Annotated in this window: 18 protein-coding genes and 6 pseudogenes; 12 read left to right on the top strand and 12 right to left on the bottom strand. The window is 68.6% G+C overall.

The genetic code is table 11. The features are described 5' to 3' along the window. Positions 1-90: 90 nt before the first annotated feature. Both A6P39_RS01655 and A6P39_RS01650 read right to left on the bottom strand, forming a co-directional pair. The gene (locus A6P39_RS01655) at positions 91-276 is read right to left on the bottom strand and encodes a CsbD family protein (protein WP_067054424.1); all 186 of its coding nucleotides are present in this window, start codon (positions 274-276) and stop codon (positions 91-93) included. A gap of 154 nt (positions 277-430) precedes the next feature. Then, positions 431-1,984, bottom strand: a complete 1,554-nt coding sequence (locus A6P39_RS01650) for a bifunctional phosphatase PAP2/diacylglycerol kinase family protein (protein ID WP_079133751.1) — start codon at positions 1,982-1,984, stop codon at positions 431-433. A gap of 202 nt (positions 1,985-2,186) precedes the next feature. Here A6P39_RS01650 and A6P39_RS01645 point away from each other — a divergent pair, with 202 nt between their 5' ends. Both A6P39_RS01645 and A6P39_RS01640 read left to right on the top strand, forming a co-directional pair. Beyond that, complete coding sequence (locus A6P39_RS01645; protein ID WP_067054422.1) at positions 2,187-3,734, top strand: SDR family oxidoreductase; 1,548 nt, start codon at positions 2,187-2,189, stop codon at positions 3,732-3,734. 111 nt (positions 3,735-3,845) lie between these two features. Next, positions 3,846-4,589: pseudogene (locus A6P39_RS01640) on the top strand (RNA-guided endonuclease InsQ/TnpB family protein); the annotation flags it as partial. Here the strand turns inward: A6P39_RS01640 and A6P39_RS45285 are convergent. Further along, positions 4,583-5,668, bottom strand: a pseudogene (locus A6P39_RS45285) (IS630 family transposase). The pseudogenes A6P39_RS01640 and A6P39_RS45285 overlap by 7 nt on opposite strands. 57 nt (positions 5,669-5,725) lie before the next feature. Then, entirely contained in the window at positions 5,726-6,556 is an 831-nt protein-coding gene (locus A6P39_RS01625) for an alpha/beta fold hydrolase (protein WP_067054419.1), read from the bottom strand. A gap of 365 nt (positions 6,557-6,921) precedes the next feature. Here A6P39_RS01625 and A6P39_RS01620 point away from each other — a divergent pair, with 365 nt between their 5' ends. From A6P39_RS01620 to A6P39_RS01600, 5 genes and pseudogenes are all read left to right on the top strand, one after another. Further along, on the top strand, positions 6,922-8,409 hold the full coding sequence (locus tag A6P39_RS01620; protein ID WP_067054417.1) for an FAD-dependent monooxygenase: 1,488 nt from the start codon (positions 6,922-6,924) through the stop codon (positions 8,407-8,409). 52 nt (positions 8,410-8,461) lie between these two features. Then, positions 8,462-9,742 (top strand): IS701 family transposase, encoded by a 1,281-nt coding sequence (locus A6P39_RS01615; RefSeq protein WP_079133749.1) that lies wholly within the window; start codon positions 8,462-8,464, stop codon positions 9,740-9,742. 136 nt (positions 9,743-9,878) lie between these two features. Beyond that, positions 9,879-10,070 (top strand): annotated as a pseudogene (locus A6P39_RS01610) (transposase); the annotation flags it as partial. A 535-nt stretch (positions 10,071-10,605) separates the two neighbouring features. Further along, on the top strand, positions 10,606-12,432 hold the full coding sequence (locus tag A6P39_RS01605; protein ID WP_079133748.1) for a reverse transcriptase/maturase family protein: 1,827 nt from the start codon (positions 10,606-10,608) through the stop codon (positions 12,430-12,432). Between the two features lie 71 nt (positions 12,433-12,503). After that, a pseudogene (locus tag A6P39_RS01600) lies at positions 12,504-13,190 on the top strand (IS5 family transposase); the annotation flags it as partial. A gap of 13 nt (positions 13,191-13,203) precedes the next feature. Here A6P39_RS01600 and A6P39_RS01595 read toward each other — a convergent pair. Then, positions 13,204-13,719: a DinB family protein gene (locus A6P39_RS01595; RefSeq protein WP_067054413.1), complete on the bottom strand. Its 516-nt coding sequence runs from the start codon at positions 13,717-13,719 to the stop codon at positions 13,204-13,206. Between the two features lie 390 nt (positions 13,720-14,109). Next, the gene (locus A6P39_RS01590) at positions 14,110-15,018 is read right to left on the bottom strand and encodes a DNA-3-methyladenine glycosylase (protein WP_079133754.1); all 909 of its coding nucleotides are present in this window, start codon (positions 15,016-15,018) and stop codon (positions 14,110-14,112) included. Between the two features lie 54 nt (positions 15,019-15,072). Here A6P39_RS01590 and A6P39_RS01585 point away from each other — a divergent pair, with 54 nt between their 5' ends. Beyond that, entirely contained in the window at positions 15,073-15,249 is a 177-nt protein-coding gene (locus tag A6P39_RS01585; RefSeq protein ID WP_199841001.1) for a hypothetical protein, read from the top strand. A 72-nt stretch (positions 15,250-15,321) separates the two neighbouring features. Here the strand turns inward: A6P39_RS01585 and A6P39_RS01580 are convergent, their stop codons facing one another. Next, on the bottom strand, positions 15,322-16,326 hold the full coding sequence (locus tag A6P39_RS01580) for a GlxA family transcriptional regulator (protein WP_199840997.1): 1,005 nt from the start codon (positions 16,324-16,326) through the stop codon (positions 15,322-15,324). A 563-nt stretch (positions 16,327-16,889) separates the two neighbouring features. On the opposite strand from A6P39_RS01580, the gene A6P39_RS01575 reads away from it, so the two are divergent. Continuing rightward, entirely contained in the window at positions 16,890-17,969 is a 1,080-nt protein-coding gene (locus tag A6P39_RS01575; protein ID WP_067054409.1) for a TDT family transporter, read from the top strand. Between the two features lie 97 nt (positions 17,970-18,066). Here the strand turns inward: A6P39_RS01575 and A6P39_RS01570 are convergent, their stop codons facing one another. The 5 genes and pseudogenes from A6P39_RS01570 to A6P39_RS01545 all read right to left on the bottom strand — a co-directional run bounded on the left by A6P39_RS01570 (position 18,067) and on the right by A6P39_RS01545 (position 23,806). Continuing rightward, positions 18,067-18,237 (bottom strand): hypothetical protein, encoded by a 171-nt coding sequence (locus tag A6P39_RS01570; protein ID WP_275883998.1) that lies wholly within the window; start codon positions 18,235-18,237, stop codon positions 18,067-18,069. A gap of 127 nt (positions 18,238-18,364) precedes the next feature. Beyond that, positions 18,365-19,456, bottom strand: a pseudogene (locus A6P39_RS45280) (DUF488 family protein, N3 subclade); the annotation flags it as partial. After that, positions 19,368-19,919 (bottom strand): transketolase C-terminal domain-containing protein, encoded by a 552-nt coding sequence (locus tag A6P39_RS01555; protein WP_443053048.1) that lies wholly within the window; start codon positions 19,917-19,919, stop codon positions 19,368-19,370. The pseudogene A6P39_RS45280 and the gene A6P39_RS01555, both read right to left, overlap by 89 nt. A 246-nt stretch (positions 19,920-20,165) precedes the next feature. Further along, positions 20,166-20,980 (bottom strand): annotated as a pseudogene (locus A6P39_RS01550) (1-deoxy-D-xylulose-5-phosphate synthase N-terminal domain-containing protein); the annotation flags it as partial. Between the two features lie 81 nt (positions 20,981-21,061). Beyond that, positions 21,062-23,806, bottom strand: a complete 2,745-nt coding sequence (locus A6P39_RS01545; protein WP_079133747.1) for a multifunctional oxoglutarate decarboxylase/oxoglutarate dehydrogenase thiamine pyrophosphate-binding subunit/dihydrolipoyllysine-residue succinyltransferase subunit — start codon at positions 23,804-23,806, stop codon at positions 21,062-21,064. A 380-nt stretch (positions 23,807-24,186) separates the two neighbouring features. On the opposite strand from A6P39_RS01545, the gene A6P39_RS01540 reads away from it, so the two are divergent. The 3 genes from A6P39_RS01540 to A6P39_RS01530 all read left to right on the top strand — a co-directional run bounded on the left by A6P39_RS01540 (position 24,187) and on the right by A6P39_RS01530 (position 26,697). Continuing rightward, complete coding sequence (locus A6P39_RS01540; RefSeq protein WP_067054399.1) at positions 24,187-24,603, top strand: MarR family winged helix-turn-helix transcriptional regulator; 417 nt, start codon at positions 24,187-24,189, stop codon at positions 24,601-24,603. Positions 24,604-25,099: 496 nt separating this feature from the next. Next, positions 25,100-26,407, top strand: a complete 1,308-nt coding sequence (locus A6P39_RS01535) for an MOSC domain-containing protein (protein ID WP_331454194.1) — start codon at positions 25,100-25,102, stop codon at positions 26,405-26,407. Next, entirely contained in the window at positions 26,404-26,697 is a 294-nt protein-coding gene (locus A6P39_RS01530) for a 2Fe-2S iron-sulfur cluster-binding protein (protein WP_331454066.1), read from the top strand. The genes A6P39_RS01535 and A6P39_RS01530 overlap by 4 nt, the downstream gene beginning before the upstream one ends. Positions 26,698-26,715 lie beyond the last annotated feature (18 nt).

The following is a 26,715-nucleotide window of genomic DNA, read 5'->3' as shown; positions in this document are numbered from 1 at the left end:
CCGCGCGCGACTCCGCTGTCGAACCGGGGGCAGCGCGGAAGCCGGGCCGCAGCTCGATGAGCCATGAGCCGCCTTCGTCAGGAATGCAACTCAGTCCCTGAAGAGGTCCTTCGCCGCGTCCTTGGCTTTCTCGTCGGCCTGTTTGACGTCGCCTTCGACGTGGTCGGCCTTGCCTTCTGCTTGCAAGCGTTCGTCGCCGACCGCCTTGCCGAGTGCTTCCTTTGCCTTGCCCTTCTTCTTGTCGCCGGTGTTGTCGGCCTTGTCCGCTGTGCTCATCGAAACCGTCCTCCTCAGCCTGCGCTCCTCGCGGTCCCAGCTCCTCTACCCGCGTCGCCTCATGCGATGTCCGCTCCGCGCCCGGACCACCGACGCTGCCTCCCCACCGACGACGCGCCGGTGACAGACGCACCACGGCTTCCACACCCCACCGTCAGGGCGCCTCGGGCAGTGGGCGGTAGACGGTCAGTGCGCTCGGCGCCTTGTCCAGCAGCAGTGCGGGCGGGGCCGGTGCGGTCTCACCGTCGTAGGCCACATGGGAGGCGCCGTCCAAGCCGGTGACGCGTAGGCGCTTGACGCGCCGCGCTGACAGCACGGGAGAGTGGCGCAGGGTGCCGGACAGGGCGGCGGCCACCAGGCGCAGTCGGGCCAGGTGTCCGGCCCGTACGACCCGTACGTCGAGCAGGCCGTCGGCCAGGTCGTGGCGGCGTACCGGTGCCAGGCCCAGGCCACGGTAGGTGCAGTTACCGGCGAACAACAGCCAGATCTGACGCCGCCGCCCGTCGAACTCGGCCTCCACCGTACGCGCGGTACCCAGCACGTGCAGCACCGCGAGAGCGCCCGCAGCCAAGCTACCCAGCCGCGGCGACCACTTCTCCCGCACTCTCACCAGGTCGGTGTAGGCGCCGATGCTGAAGGTGTTGACGAAGTAGGCCTCGCGGCCGTGCGGCCCCGGCCGGAACCGGGCCACGTCCACGCTCACCGCGTGTCCGCCGGTGACGGCCTCGGCCGCGTCCTCGACCGAGTGCAGGTCGAGGTCGTAGGCGAAGTGGTTCAGCGTCCCGCCGGGCAGGACCGCCAGCGGCAGCCTGTGCCGTACGGCCGCGGTGACGGCCGCGTTCACCGTGCCGTCGCCGCCGATCACCCCCAGTGCGGTGGCGCGTCCGGCGGCCTGGTCGAACAGCTCCTCCAGCGAAGCGTCCGGCCTCGCAGTGACGAACTCCGCCTCCGGCAGTGCGGCGCGTGCCTGCCGCAGCGCCTCGCCCCCGGTGCCTGCCGCGCTGTTGGCCACGCCCACCAGTCCGCGCCCGGCGGGCAGAGCCGGCGCCTCGGCGCGCGGTCGGGCCTGCGGGCCCAGCTGCTCCCTGGTCGGGGCAATACCGCGCACGGCGTACGCCGCACCCACCCCGAGGGCCGCCCCCGCCAGTACGTCGCCGGGGTAGTGCACTCCGGTGTAGATGCGGGAGAAGGCCACCGACCAGGCCAGTGGGGCCAGGGCAACGCCCCAGCGGCGGGACTCCAGGCCGGCGCCGACGGCGAAGGCCGCGGCCGAGGCCGCATGACCGGAGGGAAACGAAGTGGTGAAGGGGAGACGGGCGAGGTGCCGCACCGCCGGTACACCGTCCAGCGGCGGACGGGGGCGCCGCGCCGACCGTTTGGCGAGGGTGTTCACGGTGGCCGAGGCCACGGCCAGTGACGCGACGGCGCGGACGGCGGCCCGTCGCCGAGGCCGCCCGCCTAGCGTGGCCATTCCGGCCGCGACACCGAACCACAGCAGCCCGTGGTCGGCGCTGCGGCTCAGCCGGGGCAGCACCTTCTCGGCGAGCGGCCAGTGGCGGGCGGCGACCTCCTCGAAGACGCGGCGGTCGGCACGGGCCAGCAGTGTCCGGAGCGGCCCGTGGAAGGAGTCGGCCCTGCCCCGTGCAGCGGGCGGCCGCGTGAGCAGGGTGAGCAGCGTGCGTGCGGTGTACTGAGGCCGGGGCACCATGTGATCAATGTGCCCGCTGGGTACGGGGTGATGCCTTGGGCCGGCCCGGTCATTCCGGTCGGTCCTCTCGCCCGGCGGTGCCCGCAGCCGCTGACGTCACCCGATCAGCGCGAGTACGAGGCGCGTTCCGCTGGACGGTCAACACTGTAGAAGTCCGGGAAAGCAAGGTGCGGCGCACGAGCGAGGAGCAGGGACGGTACCGGTGGCGGACGAGGCGACCACGACGACGACCGGCGACGGGGCGACGACTCACGAGCCACTGACCTGTCTGGTGACCGGCGCGAGCGGCTACATCGGCGGTCGGCTCGTGCCCGAGCTGCTTCACGCCGGGTACCGGGTGCGCTGCCTGGCGCGCACACCGCGCAAGCTGCGCGACCATCCGTGGGCCGACCGGGTGGAGGTCGTCCGGGGCGACGTCCTCGACGCCGCGTCGGTGGCACGGGCGATGGGCGGCGTGGACGTGGCCTACTACCTGGTGCACGCCCTCGGCACCGGGCGCGACTTCGAACGGACCGACCGTGACGCGGCCCGCGTCTTCGGCGAGCAGGCCCGTCGGGCCCACGTCCGCCGCCTCGTCTACCTCGGCGGACTGACCCCGGAAGGGGTTGCCGAGTCGGATCTGTCTCCCCACCTGCGTTCCCGTGCCGAGGTGGGCCGCATCCTGCTCGGCTCGGGTGTGCCGACCGCCGTCCTGCGCGCCGCCGTCATCATCGGTTCCGGCTCGGCCAGTTTCGAGATGCTGCGCTATCTCACCGAGCGGCTGCCGGTGATGGTCACCCCGCGCTGGGTGCACACCCGTATCCAGCCCATCGCTGTGCGGGACGTCCTGCGCGTCCTGGTGGGCTGCTCCCGTCTGCCCGCCGACGTCAGCCGCGCCTTCGACATCGGTGGCCCGGAGGTGCTCACCTACCGGGAGATGATGCAGCGGTACGCCGCCGTCGCCGGACTGCCCCGGCGGCTCATCATGCCCGTGCCCGTGCTGACACCCCGACTGTCAAGTCACTGGGTCGGCCTGGTGACCCCGGTGCCCGCCTCGATCGCCCGCCCGCTCACGGAGTCCCTGCGCAACGAAGTGGTCTGCCGGGAGCGGGACATCGAGCGGTACCTGCCCAGTCCGCCCGGCCATCCGCTCGGCTTCGACCAAGCAGTCACCCTTGCGTTGCAGCGCGTCCGGGAAGCCCAGGTCGCCACACGCTGGTCCTCGGCTTCCGTGCCCGGCGCCCCCAGCGACCCGCTGCCGACCGACCCGGACTGGGCAGGCGGCAGCCTGTACGCCGACGTCCGAGAACGCGAGGCGAACGTGGCGCCGGAGGCACTGTGGCAGGTCATCGAAGGCATCGGCGGCGAGAACGGCTGGTACTCCCTCCCGCTGGCCTGGGCCGCGCGCGGCTGGGTCGACCGCCTCGTCGGCGGCGTCGGCCTGCGCCGGGGCCGGCGGGACGCCCGACGGCTGCGGGCCGGTGACTCGCTCGACTTCTGGCGAGTCGAGGAGATCGAACGCGGCGGGCTGCTGCGACTACGCGCCGAGATGCGGCTCCCCGGCCTGGCCTGGCTGGAGATGCGAGTGGACGGCAACGGCAGTGGCCCGGTCCGATACCGGCAGCGGGCGCTGTTCCACCCCCGCGGCCTGCTGGGCCATCTGTACTGGTGGAGTATCAAGCCCCTCCACGCGGTCGTCTTCGGAGGCATGTCCCGCAACATCGTCCGCGCCGCCGCCCGCGCCCAGCACGACCACACCACACACCACTGAGCCGGCCACGACACCTGTCGCGTCCGCGACGCCCTCAGCGACGTACTGTGGCGCAGCGAGGCCGGCATCCCCCTGCCGGACCATCGGACACCATCACAGCGGCCGGATGACCTGGTCAGCGTCAAGCGTGAAGGCAAACGCTGGTACGTCATTCTGACCGCCGACCAGGCCGAGCCCGAACCCCTGCCCGTCACCGGCTCTGTGGTCGGCATCGACATGGGCATAGCGAACTTCCTCGCCGACTCTGGCGGCGAGTTCGTACCCAACCCCCGCCACGGCCGCAAGGCCGCCGCCAAGCTCGAAGCCGCACAGCAGGCCCTCGCCCGCTTCCCCCGCGTCCGGCGCGACAAGCGCACCAAGAACCACCAGCGGGCCGTCCAGCGGGTTGCCGACCTCCACCGCAGGGTGAGGCGGCAGCGCCTCGACCACGCCCACAAGACCGCCCTTGACCTCGTCCGTGAACACGACTTCATCGCGCACGAAGACCTCAAGATCCGCAACATGGTCAAGGCCCCCGCACCGAAGCCCGACCCTGACCGGCCGAGCGCCTTCCTGTCCAACGGCGCGGCAGCGAAGGCCGGACTCAACCACTCGATCTCTGATGCCGGATGGGGGGCGTTCCTGACGATCCTGCGCGCCAAGGCTGAAAGCGCCGGACGAGACGTGATCGCCGTGGACCCCCGCAACACCTCCCGGACCTGCCCCGAATGCGGGCACGCGTCAGCGCAGAACCGGCCCACCCAGGAGAAGTTCCACTGCGTCTCGTGCGGCCACAGCGCGCACGCGGACACGGTGGGCGCTCTCAACGTTCTACGGGCCGGGCTGGTCCGTCGCGACGCCCGCCACGGTTACTGACCTTGCTGGCGTGATGTCGTCACGGTGAGGCCGGTTTCGGCGAGACATCCATCGATGAGTTTGCTGCGGTACTGGATCTCGCGCAGGCCCTGTCGAAGGGTGCGCATCAGGTGGTCGGGATCGGCGAAAGCGGTGTTGGCCTGGCTGCTGCGTCGCAGCAGTGACCAGATGCCCTCGACAGGGTTGAGGTCTGGTGCATAGGCCGGCAGGAAGTAGCAGGTGATCCAGTCGTGGGTGTCGATGAACTCCCGTAGCCGGGCGTCTTTGTGCACGTTGAGGTTGTCCCAGACGAGTACGATCGGCGCGCCGAGCTGCTGGTGGGCGGCGATCAGCAGGTCGCGGTAATCGGTCCAGGTGAAGCTGCGTCTGCCGCCCCGCTTGTGATCGACGTGGTGCTTGGGCCGGTAGATCAGGCGTGAGCGTTCGCCCTGCTTGTAGCAGGCCAGAGCGGCGATGGAGAAGCGGCGCTGGGAGCGCCCCCCGGACCCGGATGAGGGGTGTGTGTCCGCGCCTGGCCCAGGTGCGGGTGGTGGGCGGCGTCATCGAGAAGCCGGCTTCGTCTTCGAAGCACAGCCAGGCCCCGAGCGCCGCCACGGCGTTTCCACCTGGGGCCAGGTCTCCTTCACCCAGCCGGTGACGGCTTCCTCGTTGCGCTCCAGAGCGCGGCGGGCGGGGACCTGGTGGCTGAAGCCGTGCCGGTGCAGCATCTGCGCGATGGCCGACAGCGTCATGCTCTTGTGGAACCGGCGCCCGATCAGCGTCTTGATCCGAGCCAGCGTCCAGGTCTGGTCCGGCCAGCCGTGCGCGACCGGCCCCTTGGCCAGCTCCTGCTCGAGCACTGCGAACAGTGCCTCACTCAGCTTGGGCCTGGACGCCGGCCCCTTTGACTCCAGGGCCGGCGTTCCGCCGTGCTCCCATGTCTGGCGCCACCGCTGTACCGAGCGCACGCTGACCCGTAACTGCTGGGCGATAGCGGCATTGTCGTGTCCCAGGGCGAATAACTCGGCCGCCTCCATCCGGATGTGCTCGCGAAATGCCCGCCGCTCCGCGGTCAGCCCGCCCCCTTGCGGATACCTCATGTGACCGGCCTACCGCGACAACCACCACCTGTCAGCCACGACATCACGCCAACAAGGTCAGTAACTACGCGCGAACTCAAGCAGGTCTCTGTTGAAGATCTCGGCGTACTTGGGCACCATCGCAAGGCCATGAGGTGCGCCCTCGTAGACCTTGTACTGCGCGTCCTTGACGATCTTGGATGATTTGGCGCCCGCGGAGACGATGGGCACGATCTGGTCGTCGTCGCCGTGCACGATCAGTGTCGGCACATCGACCTTCTTCAGGTCCTCGGTCGTGTCCGTCTCGGAGAACGCCTTGATGCAGTCGTAGGCGCCCTTGATGCCGACGGTCATGCTCCAGAGCCAGAATTCGTCACGCGTTCCCTGGGAGACGGTCGAGCCCTCACGGTTGGCACCGTAGAACGGGGCACTGAGGTCCTTGTAGTACTGCGAGCGGTCCGTGAGCACACCCTGGCGGATCTCGTCGAACACCTCGATCGGCAGGCCCTCGGGGTTGGCTTCCGTCTTCAGCATCAGCGGCGGGATGGCGCCGAGCAGGACCAGTTTGGCGACCCGTGCCGTGCCGTGCCGGCCGATGTAGCGGGTGACTTCGCCGCCGCCGGTGGAGTGCCCGACCAGGATGATGTCGCGCAGGTCTTCGGTTTCGATGACCGCGGCCAGGTCGTCGGCGTAGGTGTCGAGGTTGTTGCCGTCCCAGGGCTGACCGGAGCGTCCGCCGCCGCGTCGGTCGTGGGCGATGGCGCGGAATCCGTTGTCCACCATGAGCTTCATCTGGGGGTCCCAGGCGTCGGCGGTGAGCGGCCAGCCGTGGGAGAAGACGACGGGTTGGCCCGAGCCCCAGTCCTTGTAGAAGATCTGCGTGCCGTCCTCGGCGGTGGCGAAGGGCATGGTTGCGCTCCTCTCGATGTCCGCTCGCGGGCCCCTTACGTCATGCCCTCCGGGGATGTGACGGGAAAGCGGCGCCGCATGAGGTCAACATTAATTGCGGGGCAGCGATTCAGCGCGTCTGGAAACACCGCTTCGGTACGAGTGGGACGGCCGTTGCCTGACAGGCGAGGAAGTGGTCTGTCTCGTACGGTGGTCCTTACATGCCGCGGGCACATCCACGGTCAGGAGAATTCACCGGTTACGCCACTCGAGTGTGCTCCTGGGCACAGTCACCCACCCGCCCTGAACATCACCACCGGTGGCGGGCGGCAGCCAGGTGATCACGGGTCGGTACTACTCGTTCTGTGACACGCGGAGGGCAGGACATGGGATCCGACGTTGACGTGCTGGTCGTCGGTGCTGGCCCCGCGGGGTTGCTGCTCGCAGGTGACCTGGCCGAGGCCGGAGTGCGCTGCACCGTCGTTGAACGGCGAGAAGGGGAATCCCAGCTGACCCGCGCATTCGCCGTTCACGCCCGAACGATGGAGCAACTGGACGCCCGCGGCCTTGCCGACGACCTGCTGATGACCGGCCTCCGCAACCCGATCCTGCAATTCCTGCGGATCGATCTGTCGCACCTGCCGACCCGTTACCCCCACGTGCTCGTGACGCCCCAGTACAACACCGAGCGACTGCTCCTGTCCCGCGCCCTGACACACGGCGTGAACATCATGCGGGCCCACGAAGTGACTGGCGTCCAGCAAGACCCGAGCGGTGTCGACGTCACCGTGAAGACACCAGCCGGCACTGAACACAGCCTGCGCGCAGACTACGTCGTCGGCGCAGACGGACGAAACAGCTGCGTGCGCCAGTCCCTCGGCCTCCCATTCCCCGGCCGCTCCGCCGTTCGCTCCATGATGCTCGCAGACGTCCGGATGGCTGATCCGCCGAAGAAGCCGCCCACCGTGGCAGCGACCGGAGACGCCTTCGCCATTGTCGTCCCGTTCGGCGACGGCTGGTTCAGGGTCATGGCCTGGAATCGCCACCACCCCATGCCCGACAACGCATCGGTCGACCTGGAAGAAATCAAAGACGTCGCCCGCCAGACGCTCGGCAGCGACTTCGGCATGCACGACCCTCGCTGGCTCTCCAGATTCCACAGCGACGAACGCCAGTCACCCCGCTACCGAGTAGGCCGAGCATTCCTCGTCGGCGACGCCGCCCACGTCCATTCCCCGGCCGGCGGCATGGGCCTCAACACCAGCATCCAGGACTCCGCAAACCTGAGCTGGAAACTCGCAGCCGTTCAGCGTGGCCGCGCACCAGACACCCTGCTCGACAGCTATCAGAACGAACGGCACCCAGTGGGACACCGGGTTCTGCGGATGAGCGGGGCGCTGCTCCGCGGCGTCCTCACCACACCACGGGCATTGTGCGGCCTCCGTGACTTGTCAGCGCGTACGGTGCTGCAAACCCCACCAGTGGCCCGACGACTGGCCATGGCAATCTCGGGAATCGACATTTCCTACGCCGCTCCGGTCGGCGCGCATCCCCTTGTCGGGAAGCGGGCACCTGACGTCCGCCTCAGCGACGGACGCAGACTCTACGAAGCCCTTCGTAAGCGACGGTTCGTCCTTGTCACACCGTCCGACACGGAACGCTTCCCCTCACTGATCACAGAGTGGGCCGACGAGGTGGAGATCGTATCCCCGAAGGGCGCTACCAAAAAGAGCGTTCTGGTCAGACCAGACGCCTATATCGCATGGGCCATCTCGGACGAGTCACCTGAACATCGCATCGACGCGGCCCGTAAAGCATTGACCGAATGGTGCGGCACACAGGGCTCCAGCTCTGTAGTCCCTTCACCCGACTAGTAGGACTCCGTTAGGTCTTCCGGTTCGGGCTGTTCCTGGGCATGTTGGATGTGTGGACGCACACGAAGTGAACCGTGTCCGGGCACTGTTGGCGTTATACGTCGCTGATGTGTTCGCCTCGGTGCCGCGCAAGGACCAGCGAGCCAAGGGCGACTGCTACCTGCGGGGACTGATGCTGGACGGCCGCCGCAAGTCGATCCAGGCCATGGCCTCGCGGCTGCCGGACGGCGACGAACAGAACCTGCAGCAGTTCGTGAACCAGTCCACCTGGGATCCGGTGCCGGTGCAGCGGCGGATCTGCGAACGGATGCTGCCGCTCATCACCCCGACGGCCTGGGTGATCGACGACGTGTCGGTACCCAAGGACGGCCGGATGTCGGTCGCGGTGGCCCCGCAGTACTGCGGGGCCTTGGGCAAGCGTGCCAACTGCCAGGTCGCGGTCAGCGTCCACGCTGCCACCGACATCGCGTCCTGCCCGCTGCAATGGCGGCTGTTCCTGCCGAAGGAGTGGGCGTTCGACACCGACCGCAGGGCCGTCACCCGTGTCCCGCCCGAGGTCACGCACCGCGAGAAGTGGCGGCTGGCTCTGGACATGCTCGACACGCTGGCCGGCTGGGGCATGAGGCCGCCGGTCGTCGTGGCCGACGCGGCCTACGGCACCAACGCACACCTGCGGGCCGGCCTGGCAGACCGCGGCATCGACTACGTGCTGGCCGTCCGCGCGGACGTGACCGCCCACCCCTTCCAGGAACAGCCCGTTGCCCCGACCCGCAACGGGCCCATCGGATGCTGGCCACAGCCTTGCTATCGCCATCCCGCCCCGTCGGTGGCGGCCCTGGCCGCCGGTCTCGCGCAGGAGGCGTTCACCACCGTCACCTGGCGCAACGGCTCGCGAGGAGAGTTACGGTCCCGCTTCGCCGCCGTGCGTATCCGCCCTGCGGGCAAGGCCGTCGAGCGTCCGATCCGTGCCGCTGCCTCCGCCGAGCAGGGCTGGTGGGACGGGGTCCCGCCGGACTGCTGGCTTCTGGTTGAGTGGCCCGAAGAAGCCGAGGCTCCCACCGACTACTGGCTGTCCAACCTGCCGGCCGACACGGCGATCCGCGACCTGGTCCGTCTGGCCAAGGTCCGCTGGCGCATTGAGCACGACTACCGCGAGTTCAAGCACGGCCTGGGCCTGGACCACTTCGAAGGCCGGTCCTGGCCGGGCTGGCACCACCACGTCACCCTCGTGACCGCCGCCCATGCCTTCCTCACCGAACAGCGACTGGCCCCCAAAGTCCCCGGACCGGACTCACCCTCTACCAGATCCTCGACGCTCTCCAGGACATCTTGAGGTGCTGGACCGGCATCTGCACCACCTGTCACCAGCCCCTGCCCAGCAGGACATATACGACACCAAGATCGAGACAGACCTAGGGCCTGTCCGGCGGATGATGTGACTTCTCGCGCTTCGGTCCGTTGGCATGGCCATGGGGCGGGGAGATCTCACGAACGAGGAGTGGGCCCGGCTGAAGCCGCATCTGCCCAAGGCTGGGCAGCGCGGTGGTCGTTGGGCCAGTCACCGCAGGATCATCAACGGGATCCTGTACCGGAACCGGACCGGGATGCCGTGGCGGGATCTGCCTGCGCGGTTCGGGAAGTGGAAGACCGTGTATGAGCGGCGTGCGCCGTGAGGCGCTTTGTTGTATCCCCGGAGTATCCGAGATGAACTCGGAGGGGGTTCTTGGGTCACCTGACTTACCTGGCGGTGAAAGCCAAAGGGGACCGTAGCATGTCAGGAAAGCGGCAGCCGATCTGAAGGTGCATGACGACGGAGTGCCGCAAGACCCGCGCAATATGGTCAAAGCTGGATTGCTTAAAGCCTAATTTCCAGGGGCACAAGTAGAAACCCATCGGAACAGCACCTGAAACCGATGCTCTTACCCTGCCTGGCTATGTGTCGTTTGGCCGGGCACCTCCGGGATAGGAGACGCCTCCCAATGAGGGCGGCTAAGGAAATGAGTGGGCGACCTAAGTTGCGCTAGATACGTACAACAAAGACGTACCGCGGGATCACCTACGGGACGAGAGTCCTATGGTGACGGAGTGTCCATATTAGTCGCAGGAGTGACGACCTGCCGGGGAGGCCGGGAAAACCGGACCGCAGGGCGAAGGGACACAGGTGATGACGACGTCCAGGAAAGGGAGGTATGCGTAATGCAGAGTGCTGGAACAGTACTGGACGTCATTCGAGAACGCGGCAAGCGAGGCTTGCCGCTGGAGAGGATCTACAGGCAACTGTTCAACAGGGATCTCTATCTTTTGGCATACGGGCGCATCTACCGGAACAACGGTGCGATGACACCTGGAGTCACAGGAGAGACAGTCGACGGAATGTCGATACTGAAGATCGACGCGATCATCGAGAGACTCCGTTCGGAGTCCTACCGGTGGACGCCAGTCAAGCGGGTCTATATCGAAAAGAAGGGAGACTCGAAGAAGAAGCGCCCGCTTGGTTTGCCGACGTGGTCGGACAAGCTGGTTGCCGAAGTAGTCCGCCTCTTGCTGGAGGCGTACTACGACGTCCAGTTTTCCGACCGATCCCATGGCTTTCGCTCCCGTCGTGGCTGCCACACGGCATTGCAGGAGGTAGTGAAAAACTGGACTGGAACACGGTGGTTCATCGAGGGCGATATCTCTGATTGCTTCGGCAGTTTGGATCACGAGGTCATGCTCACGATCCTCAGGGAGAAGATCCACGATGGCCGATTCGTGCAGCTCATTCGCTGCATGCTTCGTGCGGGGTATCTGGAGGACTGGCAGTGGAACGCCACGCTCAGCGGCGCGCCGCAGGGCGGGGTCGTCTCGCCTGTCCTGTCCAACATCTACCTCGACCGGCTGGACCGGTTCGTTGAACAGGAACTACTGCCGGACTACAACCGAGGAAGGCAGAGGCGGCATCATCCTGAATATCACCGGCTGGATGCCCGAATGTGGCGGGCGGTGGCACGCGGCGACAAGGAAGCAGCGCGAGAACTGCGTCTCAAGCGACGCTCGCTACCGAGCTTAGACCCGCACGACCCGGGATTCCGTCGGCTGCGATACGTCAGGTACGCCGACGACTGGCTACTCGGATTCGCTGGGCCAAAGAACGAAGCCGAAGAGATAAAGTCGCGGATCAAAGAGTTCCTCTACGCTGACCTCAAGCTGAGCCTCTCTGAACCAAAGACTCTCATCACGCACGCCTCCAGCCAGGCGGCGCGCTTCCTCGGCTACGAGGTCAAAGCACAGCGATGCGACACGAAACTCACAGGTCCTCGCCGTTCAGCCAACGGCATCATTGGGCTGTTCGTGCCGCAGGAGTTAGTCCGACAGCGGTGCGCGCCCTACATGCGAAACGGGAAACCTTACCAGCGTGGGGTGCTACTCCACGACAGCGATTTCTCAATCGTTGCTGCATATCAAGCAGAGTACCGGGGTCTCGTTCAGTACTACTTGCTGGCGCAGGATGTCTCACGCCTATCGCGTCTTCGCTGGGTGATGGAGTCATCCATGCTCAAGACACTCGCATCCAAGCACCGAACCTCCGCAACGCGGATGGCTCGGAAATTTAAAGCGGTCGTCGCCACTCCGGACGGTCCGCGAACATGCTTCGAGGTGAGGGTCTCACGAGGCGCCGACAAGAAGCCACTGGTGGCCCGTTTCGGAGGTATCCCTTTGAAGCGGCAGCGCATGGCGGAAGTCACCGACAAGGAGCCGCTGCCTATGACGTATTTCGGAAGGAACGAACTCGTCAAAAGGCTCCTGGCCGACACGTGCGAGATGTGCGGGTCAGCGGAGAGGGTGGAGGTTCACCACATCCGCAAGCTCGCAGACCTGAACAAGCCGGGTCGGCCCGCCCGCCCAGTGTGGGCGCTGATCATGGCGTCACGCAGGCGAAATACCCTGGTGGTCTGTCAAGCGTGTCACCACGAAATTCACGCAGGACGGGCTCCCTCGTCAACTCGAAGAGAATCACTGGAGAGCGGTGTGCTGGGAAACTAGCCCGCACCGTTCGGGAAGGGGCCGTCGGAAAAGGACTCGAACCACGAGCACCTCGCCGGCGGCCTACTTCACACAGACGTTGGTCAGCGGACGGCACGTGGGACAGGCTCTTCGCGGCCGTCCTGGCCGACGCGGATGCCCAGGGCAGCATCGACTGGTCGATGGTGTCGGTGGACTCCACCACCTGCCGAGCCCACCAGCACGCGGCCGGAGCACGCAAGAGGCCCCCGCAGATCGGGAAAAGGCGCGCGCCCCGGCAACACCGTCCCGACGAGGGGCTCGGACGCTCCCGGGGCGGCCTCACCTCCAAGATCCATCTGGCTGGGGAAGGCGGGCTCCGTCCCCTGGCCCTGCTGATCACTCCAGGCCAGTGGGGCGATGCCCCGCAGTTCATCCCCGTCATGGAACGCATCCGTGTCGGCCGCCTCGGCGGCGGACGCCCCCGCACCCGCCCGGACCACCTCGGCGGTGACAAGGCGTATTCCTCCCGCCGCAACCGCCGTTACCTGCGCAGACGGCAGATCAAGCACACCATCCCCGAGCCGAAGAACCAGCGAGCCAACCGCAAACGCCGCGGCAGCAAGGGCGGACGGCCCGCCGGCTTCGACAAGACGATCTACAAGCGCAGGAACGAAGTCGAACGGACCATCTTGGCACTCAAGAACTCCCGCGCCGTGGCCACCAGGTTCGACAAACGCGCCTATGTGTTCCACGGCACCGTCACCCTCGCCTCGATCCGGCTCTGGCTCCGCTCGTGACTCGCACGAGATCTCAGGCGCCGGTCCACCCGTCGACGAGCTCACGCACGACGTCGAGGTGGCCGTTGTGGCGGGACGTCTCCTCAATGAGGTGGAGGATCACCCAGCGGAGATCGACGTGGCGGCCGTCGCTGATGGGACGCTTGGCCGTTGAGTTCAGCTCGTGGTCGGACACCAGGCGACGGTAGCGGGCACTCTGCTCCTCGTACTCGGCGAGAAGCTGGGGCAACGGGATGTCGACTGCTGTCCGCATCTCAGGATCGGGATCATCGTCGGTCGCCTCGGTGAGCGGCCCCGCAAGCTCCTCGCCCAGGAACATCACTTGGAACCAGTAGTACTCGACCCACCGCAGATGACTGATCAGCCCGCACAACGTCATCAGCGGAGAACTCGGGAGTGGGGCCTTGCGAGCATCTTCGGCGGACACGCCCTCACACTTGGCTCGCGCGGTATCACGGGCGTAGTCCAGGAAGGTGGCCAGCTGCGTACGCTCGTCCCACGTGGGAGGCGTGTCGGTTCGTTGAGTCATCGCGGGGAGTTTCCCGCAGCTCGGAACGGGTGTCGACTCAATTGATCGGAAGCACCATCAAGTGCCACAGCACCGGCTGTGCTCAGGGAGAGCCCGGCAAGATCCGCCGGACAGACCCTAACGGAGTCCTACTGGTCTGTCGTCAAATGATCTTGAGTGGTGGATCATAGTCGGGTGATACGTCGCCATGAACTGTCCGATGCTGAATGGGAGTTCGTCCGGGGTCGTGGTGACGGCTTCGCCTCACTCGGCTGCTTCGCTACCGGGGCAGCTTCGCGGTGCGTTCAGGGTGGGCCGCGGTGATGTACCGCATTGCGGTGTGGGAGGAGATGCCGAACAGGCGCATCAGGTGCAGCGCCGGCACTCGTGGTGTCCCAGGCCGGGGGAGGGTCAGCCCTCCGCCCGCCTCCGTTGGCGGGACCCCGGGTGTGCCCGATAGGCGCTGACGCTCGACTCGCCCAGCATCCAGAAGCGCCAGGGGTACGAAGCAGCAGGACCGCCTACCCCCGTCCGCGGCCCTCGACCGACCCGAGCGGACGAGACGCCCCCGGCGGGTTCCGCGAGGAACAACTCCGCCGCTCCGTCGCATGCTGACTGTCCGTCATAGCGGAGATCGGCGATGCCCAACGCTCGCGCGAGGTTGGCCGGGCCGCGCGCCAGGTCGCGCGCCCGTACCCCAGGCCCCCGGCGTTCTTGCGCGACGTCTGGTCCCTCCACGACGGTGCCGGCGCGGAGCAGCACCGAAGCGGGACGCCGCCCGGGTCCGCAGACGGCGTTCAGGCACCGATGCACCGCGTGCGTCCGGTACACATAGAAGGTCCCCGGGGCCCCGAACTCCGCTCGATTGGTCCGGTTCGGGCCCCGGAACGCGTGCGAGGCAGGATCGTCCGGCCCCTCGTACGCCTCCACCTCGGTGATACGCACCGCCGTCACGCCGCGCTGCGAGCGCGAGACCACGAGAGCACCCAGGAGTTCGGGAGCCACCTCGAGGGCGGGCCGGTCGAAGAAGTGCTCGCGCAAGACGGACCGCCCTGCCGACGCAGCCCCCGGCTCATCGAACGCCCGCAATTGCTCGTGATCGGCCCCGCCCGTGCCCGGGACCGTCAGGTTCTCTGTCAAGCCGCTGCCTCCTGTCGAGATTCCGGGACGCCGGATCCGGCGACCCCTCCGTCCCAGCGCTCTCCTTGCGTTGCTCCATGGCCGTAGAAGCTGCCGTGGGGTGCTCGGATACGGACTTTCGAGCCCCAGGGTGAGCGTTTCCGGGGCCGGGCGACGATCGCGGCGCAACGCGGCGGGCATCCGGCCGACCGGCACTTCACCGTCCTGCGCATCACTGGCCAGGCGCGTGTACGGGTGAGCGATCGCGGCATCACCTACGACGGTGCGCCTTCGTACTCGGTGAGCGTCATGGAACTCGCCGACCAGCAGGTTGTCCACGAGACGCGGTACTTCGCCGCTCCTCTCGGCACGCCGCGTGGCGGGCCGCGCTCGCAGAGCCGGTGCTTGGATCGGACCGTCGAGGAGGCCTGACTGGCCTCGTCCGGCACGGCCGACGTGCCGGATCTCGGCGATTGCCCATGCGCGCCGGACACCTCCAGGGCATCAGGCAGGTTTGCCGTGGCCGGCGGTGTGCGTGGTGCGGAAGCGTGCTCGGTAGGCCCCCGGCGTGATGCCCAAGTTGCGCGTGAAGGCGCGGCGCAGCGACTCCGGTGACCCGAAGCCGGTGCGCCGGGCCACCGTGGCCGTGGGGTCGTCGCTGTCTTCCAGCATCGCCTGGGCGGCCTCCATGCGGACCTGCTCGACATAGCGGGCCGGGGTCGTGCTCATCTCGTCGTGGAACAGGCGCGTCATGTGGCGGGTGCTCACACCCGCCCGGCGCGCCATGGCGGCAAGGGTGTGCGGGGCGGACGGGTCCTCGGCGACCGCGTCCAGGACCCGGCGCAGCATCTCCTGTCTCACGCGCGGGGTGTGGGTGCGGACACTGAACTGGGACTGGCCGCCCGGCCGCTGCATGAACACGACCATGTCCTTGGCCACGGCGCGGGCGACGTCGGCGCCGAGGTGCTCCTCGACCAGGGCGAGCGAGAGATCGATGCCCGAGGTGACGCCTGCGGAGGTCATGATGTGGCCGTCGCGTACGAACAGTGCGTCCGCTTCCACGCTCACCTTCGGGTAGCGCAGGGCGAGCTGGTCGGCGAAGCGCCAGTGCGTTGTCGCCTTGCGTCCGTCGAGCAGTCCGGCCGCGGCGATGAGGAAGGCTCCGGTGCAGATGGACGCGGTGCGGCAACCATGTGCGTCGAGCGCCCTGATGGCTTCCAGCAGGGCGTCGTCCTTGATGAGGGAGGGCCACTCCGGGCCGCCGGGGATGATGACCACATCGCTGGCCGCCTGTACCTGCGCGGCAGCGAGGTCGACGCGCAGTCCGGTGCCGGCTGCGGTGACCACGTCGGCGCCGTCAGGGGAGACCGTGCGTACGCGGTAGCGGCCGCCGAATTCGTTGGCTGTCGTGAACACCTCGATCGGGCCGGTGACGTCAAGCAGCCGTACGCCGGGGAAGACCAGCACGGTCACCAGGAGCGGCTTCCTGCCTGACGGTCTGCCCTTCATCGTGCGCCTCCCGGACGGACTGGGGCCCACATCGGAGGACACCATCATCCGCCCGGCGATGCTCTGCCGCTCCCGTGCCGATTGTCGTCCGCGTCCCTGCGGCATGCTGCTGCCTTCCGTGGTGTGGAACGAGGCATCGGGCTTCGGCGCCTCGCCCTTGTTCAGCGGTCGCTTGCCGTCTCGTCATGGCCACAGGTGTGGCCACAACACGCTCGGACAAGGACATCGGGGCATCCGGGCGGCACCCGGCAACGGGCGGGTGCTCGATGTCCTGGTGTGAGGGCGTCATGGCGCGTGCTGTTCTGTGGCGGGAGCCGCGCTTCGCCATAGCGTCGAGGGCGCCAGCGGGCCGACCGTCTCGGCCGCTTCCCTGAGCTGCTGGGTGTGGCCTGGCCAGTCGGCCGGTCCGTCACCGTGGCTGGTCCTGGACGGTGACGAATCCGACACTCCAAGAGAAGGCACTCCGCGCCGTGACACCCCACCCCAGTACCAGCCGAGCGGTCCCGTCCCAGGTCGGGCCGGCCACGAGAGCGTCCGCGGTCGGCTCGGCCCCGAGATCATCCGTGCATGTACGTGACCAGCCGGAGGAGGGGAACGGCAGGAAGCGTGGCCGGCTCGGTCCCGGCTGGTTCGCCGCCGTCATGGGCAGCGGGATCGTCGCCGTCGCGGCCGCCACCCTGCCGCGCGGTTTCCCTGGGCTCGGCGAGGCCGCCACGGTGGTCTGGGCGGGGACCGCGCTGCTGCTGGTCGTGCTCGCCGTCAGTTATATCGGGCAGCGGACGCTGCGGGCGCATGCCGGTGATCCGGTACTGGCCCAGTTCTTCGGGGCGCCGCCGATGGCTCTGCTTACCGTCGGGGCCGGGACGCTGCTGCTCGGCCGGCGGCTGATCGGGGAGCGTGCGGCGGTGGATGCGGACTGGGCGCTGTGGTCGGCCGGTACGGTGCTGGGTCTTGCCACCGCCTGCACGGTGCCGTATCTGATGGTCACGCGGCACCGTTTCACGCCGGACGCGGCGTTCGGCGGCTGGCTGCTACCGGTGGTCCCGCCGCTGGTCTCCGCCGCGACGGGCGCGCTGCTCATCCCGCGGGCGCCGGCCGGGCAGGTGCGGCTGGCCCTGCTGCTGTGCTGCTACTCGATGCTCGGGCTCGGGTTGGTCGCGGTCCTGCTGGTGCTGGCCATGGTCTACACCCGCCTGGTGCATCATGACGCGCCCGGCGGTGCGGTCGTGCCCACGATGTGGATCGGCGTGGGGGCGCTCGATCAGGCGGTGACGGCGCTGGGGACGCTGGCCACGGCGGCGCCGAGCGCGCTCCCCGCCCCGTACGCGCGCGGGAGTGGTGTCGTAGCGCTCCTGGGTGGGCTCGGGATCTGGGGCTTCGCCCTGCTGTGGCTGGTACTGGCCACGGCGCTGACCGTACGGGAAATCCGCAGAGGGCTGCCCTTCGCAGCCACCTGGTGGTCCTTCATCTTCCCCCTCGGTGCATGCGTCACCGCCACCAGCGCGCTCGCCGCCCGTACCGGCTCGCAGCTGTTCGTCTGGATCGCCGTCGTCCTGTACGCCCTGCTCGTCGCCGCCTGGGCGGTCGTCGCCTGGCACTCCCTGCGCCATGCTGTCCGGCAGCGTGAGCGCGCCCGCCGCTGACAGGGCCCGTGCAACGCTCCGCATGACACGGACGCGTCGCGCGAACCCGGCTGTCTGCCGACGGGCAGCCGGGTTCGCGCCGCACCGCAACACGTGCCTATGGCAGCGCCCCGGGTGCCGTCGAAGCCGTGCTCTGCGGGCCGGCCGTCTGCCCCGCACTGGCGGATCCGTGCGCGGTCGTGGGGCGGGCCCGGAGTCTGGCGGCCACCATGGCGGCGAACACGACAGTCCAGAACACCACGGCGATCCAGACCTCCCAGCGGCCCATGCTCGTCATCCACGAGGTTGCGGTCGCGCGTCCCAGCTCGGCGCAGCGCGTGCCGCCAAACGCCCAGAGCCAGCAGGAGCGGGATCAGCCAGCTTGAGAACGCCCACAGGACGACGGACGTCCCGATGACGAACGGGCGCGACAACATCGTGGTGCCTGGATGGAGTGCGATCAGCCGGACTCCGGCGAGCACGGCGATCGCCGCCGCCCCCATGAAGATCCATACGGACGTCATGAGGCCTTCCGGCTGCACCGGCCGGGCCAGCAGCCGGGCCAGGACCAGCGCGGCGGTCAGCAGGTACTGCATCAGGCCGACGGCCCAGCACACCACTGCCAGGACGGCCAGTGCGTGTCCCGGGGTCACCCGGGCCAGCGATGCCGCCGCGACCGCCACCGACTCCGATCCCACCGACCACAGGAACCAGGTGCCGTTCACCTGGTCGAGCGAGGGGCCCCGCTTCAGCGTGGTGATGAGCGCGAGCGGGATGCCGTAGTCCAGCACTACCCATCCCAGCGTTCCGAACGCCAGGAACGCCCCGGCGACCGCGGTGTGTCCGGCCGGCACAAAGCGAGCAGTCAGCACGTTCGAGGAGATCGCGAGGGTGAGGAACGCGAAGGCACGCGGCCCGAGGAGTTCCGCGACGAACCGCTCGCGCCTGCGCAGCAGCCGCCAGCCGTAGGCGGGCACCAGTACGGCATAACCGGCCAGGGCCACCCACAGCAGTACGGCGGAGGCGGTGTCGGCGCCGTTGACGTACAGGGCCGTGGAGACGATGCCGGTGCCCATCACGAACGCGAGTGCGCCCGCGTTCAGATTGGCCACCGTGGCGGAGACGGCCGCGCGGTGTCCGGGCGGCCGGGAACCGGGAGCGGTACGCCCGTGCTCGGGAAGGGCGGCATACGGGCGCCGCTCCTCGTGAGAGCCGGGTTCGGTGAGCCATTCGGCCAGGACCGCGGTATGGCTGTGGTCCATGTCCTGGGTGGAGGTCAGCAGGGTGAGGCTGCGGTGTTGGGCCAGGTCCCGAAGCCGGGCAGCTGCGTATTTGTGCCGTTGATCGCCCAGTTCGGTGAGATAGCGGCGGCGGAACTCACCGAACTGCTGGGGGTGGTGGCCGTACCAGCGCTGCACCTCAATGGATGGTGCGACCTCCCGCAGCCACTCGTCGAGCGGTGCGCCTTGCCGGCGCAGACCTTCCGGCCAGACCCGGTCGACCAACACGCGCTCGCCGACCTCGCTTGGCGTCTGTTCGTCGATTCTGCGGCAGATGATCTCGGACATGACGCATCCTCCGGCCGCTTTCGCAGTAGATGCATTTTGCTGGTATGCGAAATTCATTGCCTTTTGGGTGCGGGGATGGTGGGGGACCGGTGGGTACCGCGGTGACGGCCGCGCGGGCCAGGGTCTGGGTGACGGTGTGTGCGATCGCCTGAGCGGTCAGGCCTGCTTCCGCGACTATCTCGGCCCGGGTGGCCTGCCGGGGAAACCCGTCCGTCACGCCCACGGCGCGTACCGGGGTGCGGATGCCGGCCTCCTGCAGGCCCTGGGCCACCGTGGTGCCCGCTCCTCCGGCGCGCAGGCCGTCCTCGACCGTGGCGACCAGGCGTGCTCGGCGGCGAGCGCGGGCAGATCGCCGGGGAGCGGCTTGACCGGCGAAGTCGTTGAGACCGACCGAGCCGGGCATGGCCGCGGTGATCGCGACGACGTCCGGGTGCGCGTCGGCCAGTTCGACGAGTTCCCGGCCGAACACCGCCGTCCAGGTCAGACCAGCGGGCCGCAGAGGGTGCCGCGTCTGCGGGTCGATGATGCCGATGCCGTGCAGGTGGTCCTCCTCGTTCTGCTCGGCCGGCGCGTATCCGATCCCCTGGCGCGTGATGCAGTGGACGACGACCGGCGCGCCATGGGCCTTGGCCCGTTCCAGGGCTGCTTCCAGGGCGGTGATGCCGTGGCCGTCGACGGGCCCGAGGTAGTGCAGTCCCAGCTCGCAGAAGAGCGAGTGCGGCATCACGGCCTCCGCGCTGCCCCCTGCGAGGCCCGCTTTCAGGCCCTCCTTGATGCCTTCCTCGGCCGCGTGCAAGGTGCGGTGCAGCGCCCGGCCAGGCGCTCCGGCGCCGTCGAGCGCCTGTCTGCCCCAGCCGGCCAGACACTCGTAGCCGGCGTGGGTGCGCAGGGCCGCCAGGGGCCGGGCGAGTCCGCCCACGATCGGTGCGTACGAGCGTCCGTTGTCGTTGACGACGATCACCACCGGCCGGTCCGGTGCCGCCGCGATGTTGTCGAGGGCCTCCCAGGCCAGCCCTCCGGCGAGTGCTCCGTCGCCGACGACGGCGACAATGTGCCGGTCCGACTCTCCTGCGAGCTGTGCGGCCTTGGCCATGCCGTCGGCGTACGACACGGCTACCGATGCGTGGGAGTGCTCGATGTGGTCGTGCGCGGACTCCTCCCGGCTCGGGTATCCGGAAAGCCCGCCACGCGCATGCCGGAGAACTCACCGGCCCGCCCCGTCACGATCTTGTGGACGTACGCCTGGTGCCCAACGTCCCACAGCAGCCGGTCGCGCGGGGATTCGAAGACCCGCTGCAGTGCCAGGGTCAGTTCCACGACGCCGAGGTTGGGCCCCAGATGGCCTCCCGTGGCCGCGACATGGCGGACCAGGAAGTCGCGGATCTCCCCGGCCAGCCGGACCAGCTCTGGATGGCTCAGACCCCTCAGGTCCGCGGGCTGGTTGATGCGCGGCAGCAGGCTCATGCCGCTGCTCCTCCTCGATGCTGCCGTGGTGTCGACGGATACGCGCGGTGGGCAGCCGATGCGTACCACGCGAGCCGCTGATCACTGGAAGGCCGATGTCACGAGAGCCTTCTGCTCCACGCCGTGCCGGCGGGCCGAGCCGACCGCGGGCGCGGGCGCCTCGGGCCGGCTCACGCACTCCACAGCGCGCCGGGTCAGCCGGTGCAGACGCGGCGCGACGAACGACCACGCACCCTGGTTCTCCGACTCCTCCTGCACCCACCGCACGTCCGCGGCCGCGGGGAAGTGGGCGAGTTCCGCCACGAGTTCCTCGTCGGGGAACGGGTAGAGGCGCTCCACGCGGACGATCGCCGTGTCGGTCGTGCCCGCGGCGTGCCGGTGGGCGTCGAGGTCGTAGAAGACCTTGCCCGAGCACAGCAGCACGCGCGAGACACGGGCCGGATCCGTCGTGTCGTCCGGCAGGACCGGGCGGAAGCCGCCCTGGGTGAACTCGGCCAGGGCGGAGACGGCCGCCTTCGACCGCAGCATCGACTTCGGGGTGAAGACCACCAGGGGCCTGCGGCCGTCCAGCGCCTGCTGCCTGAGCAGATGGAAGTAGTTGCCCGGCAGGGAGGGCATGGCCACGGTCATGTTGTCCTGCGCGCACAGTTGCAGGAAGCGTTCGATCCGGGCGGAGGAGTGGTCCGGACCCTGGCCCTCCAGGCCGTGGGGCAGAAGCATGGTCACGGCGGAGCGCTGGCCCCACTTCTGCTCGGACGAGGCGATGTACTCGTCGACGACCGTCTGCGCGCCGTTGGCGAAGTCACCGAACTGGGCCTCCCACAGCACCAGGGCTTCCGGGCGGGCCTGCGCATAGCCGTACTCGAAGGCCAGCGCCGCCAGTTCGGACAGCATCGAGTCGTACGGTGCGAAACTCGCGGCCTGCGGGCTGAGGGAGTTCAGCGGCGTGTGCTCCGCGCCGGTGCGCCGGTCGGTCAGTACGGCGTGGCGCTGGCCGAAGGTGCCGCGCCGGGAGTCCTGTCCGGCCAGCCGTACCGGGACGCCCTCCAGCAGCAGCGAACCGATCGCCAGTGTCTCCGCGGTGGCCCAGTCGACGGTGCCGGTGTCGAGCGTCGCCGTACGCCGGTGGAGCTGCGGCAGGACACGCGGGTGCACGGTGAAGCCCTGCGGCAGGTCGGTCTGCGATGCGATGACCTGACGGGCTGTCGCCTCGTCGATCGCGGTCGCCGTGCGCTGGGTGGCCGCCTGCCCGGCGTCGGCGCAAGGAAGGTCTTCGGCCGGTGCGGGAGCGGGCAGCGCCCGGGTCTCGGCGAAGGCCCGTTCGAGGTGATCCTGGTAGTTGCGGCGGGCACTGTCCGCCTGCCGCTCGCCGATGTCCCCGCGGCGTATGAGGGCCGCGGCGTACAGCGTGCGCGCCGAAGCCTTGGCGGCGATGCGTTCGTACATCATCGGCTGCGTGATGGACGGGTCGTCGACCTCGCTGTGCCCGTGGCGCCGGTAGCAGACCAGATCGACCACGACGTCCTTGTGGAACGTCTGGCGGTAGTCGAAGGCCATCCGTGCGACGCGGTCGACGGCTTCCGGGTCGTCGCCGTTGACGTGGAAGATCGGGGCCTCCACCATCCGTGCCACATGGGTGGCGTACGTGCTCGAACGGCCGTTGGCGGGCAGGGTGGTGAAGCCGACCTGGTTGTTGACGACCACGTGGACCGTCCCGCCCGTGCGGTAGCCCGGCAGTTGCGACATGTTCAGGGTCTCGGCGACCACGCCCTGGCCGGCGAAGGCGGCGTCGCCGTGGAGGACGACCGGCAGTACGGGGAAGGGCTCGCCCTGGTCCCCGGCCAAGTCCTGCTTGGCGCGCACCACGCCCTGGGCCACCGGCCCCACGATCTCCAGGTGCGAGGGGTTTGCCACGACCGAGACGGCGATGGTGCCGCCGTCCAGGGCACGGTAGGTGCCCTCCGCGCCGAGGTGGTACTTCACGTCCCCCGAGCCCTGGACCGACCGGATGTCCACCGCGTCCTCGAACTCGTCGAATATCTGGGCGTAGGACTTGCCGATGATGTTGGCCAGGACGTTGAGCCGGCCGCGGTGCGCCATCCCGATGACGGCTTCTTGGACACCGTCTTCGATGGCGCGGAGCAACAGGGCGTCGAGCAGCACGATGGCCGACTCGCCGCCTTCGAGCGAGTACCGCTTCTGGCCCACGTACTTGGTCTGCAGGAACGTCTCGAAGGCCTCCGCGGCCCCCAACCGGTAGAGGATCCGGAGCTGTCCGGCACGGTCCGGGCGGCGCTGCGGCCCCTCCACGCGCTGCTGGATCCAGCGGCGTTCCCGGGCGTCCTGGATGTGCATGTACTCGAACCCGGCGGTGCGGCAGTAGAACTCCCGCAATGCGCCCAGCACTTCGTCGAGCGACATCGTGGCGCGCCCGGCGAACCCGTCCACGGCGACGTCCTCCGCCCGGTCCGCGTCGTCAAGTCCGAACGCGGCGATGTCGAGCTCCGGATGTGCTGCGGTGGGCCGCGCCATGAGCGGGTCCGTTCCGGCCATCAGATGCCCGCGCACGCGATACGCGTGGATGAGCGCCGCGACCTGTACCGCCTTGAGCGCCGCCTCGTCGGTGCCCTCGTGGTGTTGGGCTGAGGCGGTCAGCGAGGCCGCGGCGCTCGGGGACACCAGGTTGGCGAAGAAGTTCCGCCACGTCTGGTCGACCGAGCCGGGGTCGTGGAGGTAACGCCGTCGCTGCTCGTCCACGACCCATTCGTTGAGCCCGAAGTCCAGCCCGTGAGACGCTGCTCGAGCGGTGTCTGATTGCGACGCCATGGCGCGACCACCTTCTTTCTCTGTGAAGCCTTGGGATGGCGGACGCGGCTACGGCGGTCGTCCGCCTGCGTGTCAGGTGTCCGAGGACTTCGCAACTGTTGTGGAGGCCGACCCGTTCGACCGCGTCGCACTGACGACGCTAGGACGCCGGGAGTGCGGAGACGGATGGCCGGGCGCGTCACGACGGCCTCACATCAGGACATCGGCCGGGTGCGGCCCGCTGCCTGCCGTCGTCGCACGGTCGGAGTGCGGGCGGGTGACGCCGTGTCCTGATCCGACGGCTTCGTGTCCGTCCGGCCCGGGATCGGCGTCGTAGGGAATCTGGTTGTGATGCTGCGGCGGCGGGCTTGCGGCCGGAGAATCGACCCCTGGGAAGGAACATGATCGACTACGATTTGCCGGACACCACGCGGTGGCAGTTTCCAGGGGTCCTGCGGACCTTGCGTCTGGTGCACGGTGAGTTGCGGGTGCGGCACGGTCTGTCGCTCCATGACTACCTCATTCTCGGCGCGCTCGCCGAGGCCGCGAGCGGATCTGTGCCCGTTGCCAAGCTGGCGGCGTTCCTCCAGGAATCCGGGGACCGGATGTCCTACCTCCTCAGGGGTCTGCAGGCGGCCGGACTGATTGATCGTCATCGTCGTGCCGGAGACCGCAGGACGGTCGAGGCCGCCCTGACCGACGCAGGACGCTCCAGGTTCGCCGCCGCCGAGACGTCCGCGCAGGCGCTGCTGCGCCAGCACCTCGGTCCGGACCTGGACGCCCAGGATCCGTCCGGCCGATCGTGTGACGTCACTTGATCTGCTCGTTTTCCACGGCAACGGCTGTGGTCGGCGGACGCGCTGGTCGGTGAATGCTCCGAAGCGGTTGGCGAGCCGGTCGTAGCAGGGGTCGGGCCGCCAACAGTCGGATTTGTTTACTCCCTGCTGGGAGACAAGGGCTTCCAGTCCGCCACTTGGACGGGCGTCAGGCGCGATCGAGCGTTCGCAGGGCGAGCCGCATGCATTGGCACGGAGTGACAGGTCCGCCTTCTGACGGCCTGCCGTCACAAGGCGCGCATACGATGGGACCGATGTGCGGCTGAGCGCGCTTCTCGGCGAGGCACAGCGTCATGGGGGCTGTCCCGGCTACCAACGCGCAGGAGGTCCACCATGGCGACGCTGTTGTCCGTCAACGTAGGACTGCCCAAGGATGTGCCCTGGCAGGGAAGGACCGTGCACACCGGAGCCTGGAAGGCCCCTGTCCAGGGCTCCCGCATGGTCCGGCGGCTGAACGTCGACGGAGACGGTCAAGGAGATCTGGTCGGGCACGGCGGCGAAATGCGAGCCGTCCTCGTCTACCAGCTGCAGTCCTACCAGTACTGGCAAACAGCTCGGACGCGACGACCTGACCTTCGGGATCTTCGGGGAGAACTTCACAGTCGACGGCCTGCCCGACGACGAAGTATGCATCGGTGACCGGTACCGCATCGGCGAAGCGGAATTCGAAGTCTCCCAGCCCCGCGTCACCTGCTACCGGGTCGGCATGCGCCTGGGCGAACCCACCATGGCTTCCTTGCTCGTCGCCCACCACCGGCCGGGCTTCTACCTCCGAGTGATCACCGAAGGCCGCGTCCAGGCCGGTGACGCCGTCACCCTCACCCGCAAGGGACCGGAACAACTCAGCGTCGCCGACGCCGACGCGCTGCTCTACCTCCCGGACCGCGACCCCGCGAAGCTGCGCAAAGCACTGAACATCCCCGCCCTCAGTCCCGGATGGCAGCAGTCCTTCCGGGAACTCGCCGCGCCCGAGCAGCCCGCACAGAAGCCGGGACAGCCGGGCGAGCAGCCTGGCAAAGAACCGGGATGGCCGGGCTTCAAGCCCATGCGCGTCACCCGCATCGTCCCCGAGACCCCCACCGTCTCGTCCCTCTACCTCACCACCACCGACGGCACACCCCTGCCCGAGGCCCGCCCCGGCCAGTACCTCTCCATCCGCCTGGCCATCGACCACGCCGCCCCCGAAGTGCGCAGCTACTCCCTGTCCTGCGCGCCCACAGCCGGCACCTACCGCATCAGCGTCAAGCGCGAACCCCACGGGAAAGCCAGCGGCTACATTCATGCGAGGCTCCACCCCGGCGACCTCGTGGACATCGCCAGCCCCCGCGGAACCTTCGTACTGCAAGAACACCCCGGCCCGATCGTGCTGATCTCCGCGGGGATCGGTGCCACACCCGTGCTCGCCATGCTCCACCAACTCGCCGCCACGCGAGACCCGCGCGCCGTCTGGTGGATCCACGCCGCCTCGTCGGTGCCCACCACGCCTTCGCGGACGAGACGCATACCCTTCTGGCCCAACTCCCGGGCGCCCGCGAGTACATCTACTACACCGGCGAAACCCCGCGTCCCGACGAGCCCCACATCACTCACGGCCGCCCGACCGCTGCATCCCTCATGGCCATGGGTATCCACGCCGAGGCCAACGCCTACCTGTGCGGCCCACCCGCCTTCATGGACGACCTCGCCGGCTTCCTGCGCGATCTGGGTCTGCGCCCCCAGCAAATCCATACGGAACAGTTCACCGCTCTCCCCGCCATCAATCCAGGCGTCACCGCCAGCGCCGTGATCCGGCCGCACCAGCCACCCGGTCCCACCGCAACCGGGCCCCTCGTCACCTTCGCCCGTAGCGGCATCTCCACCCCATGGTCACCCGCTCACGCGACCCTCCTCGATCTTGCCGAGGCCTGCGACATCCCCACCCGCTGGTCCTGCCGCACCGGCGTGTGCCACACCTGCATCACCCACCTCGTCGCAGGCGCCATCACCTACACCACCCCACCCCTCGAACTCCCCGAGTCCGGGACCGTCCTGGTCTGCTGCAGCAAGCCGACCACCGAGGTCGTCCTCGATCTGTGATCGGCCGACAAAGCGGGC

The sequence above is a fragment of the Streptomyces sp. FXJ1.172 genome, assembly GCF_001636945.3.
Classification (GTDB): domain Bacteria; phylum Actinomycetota; class Actinomycetes; order Streptomycetales; family Streptomycetaceae; genus Streptomyces.
Note: the sequence above shows the minus strand (reverse complement) of the source record. Positions and strands in the feature narration are given on the sequence as shown.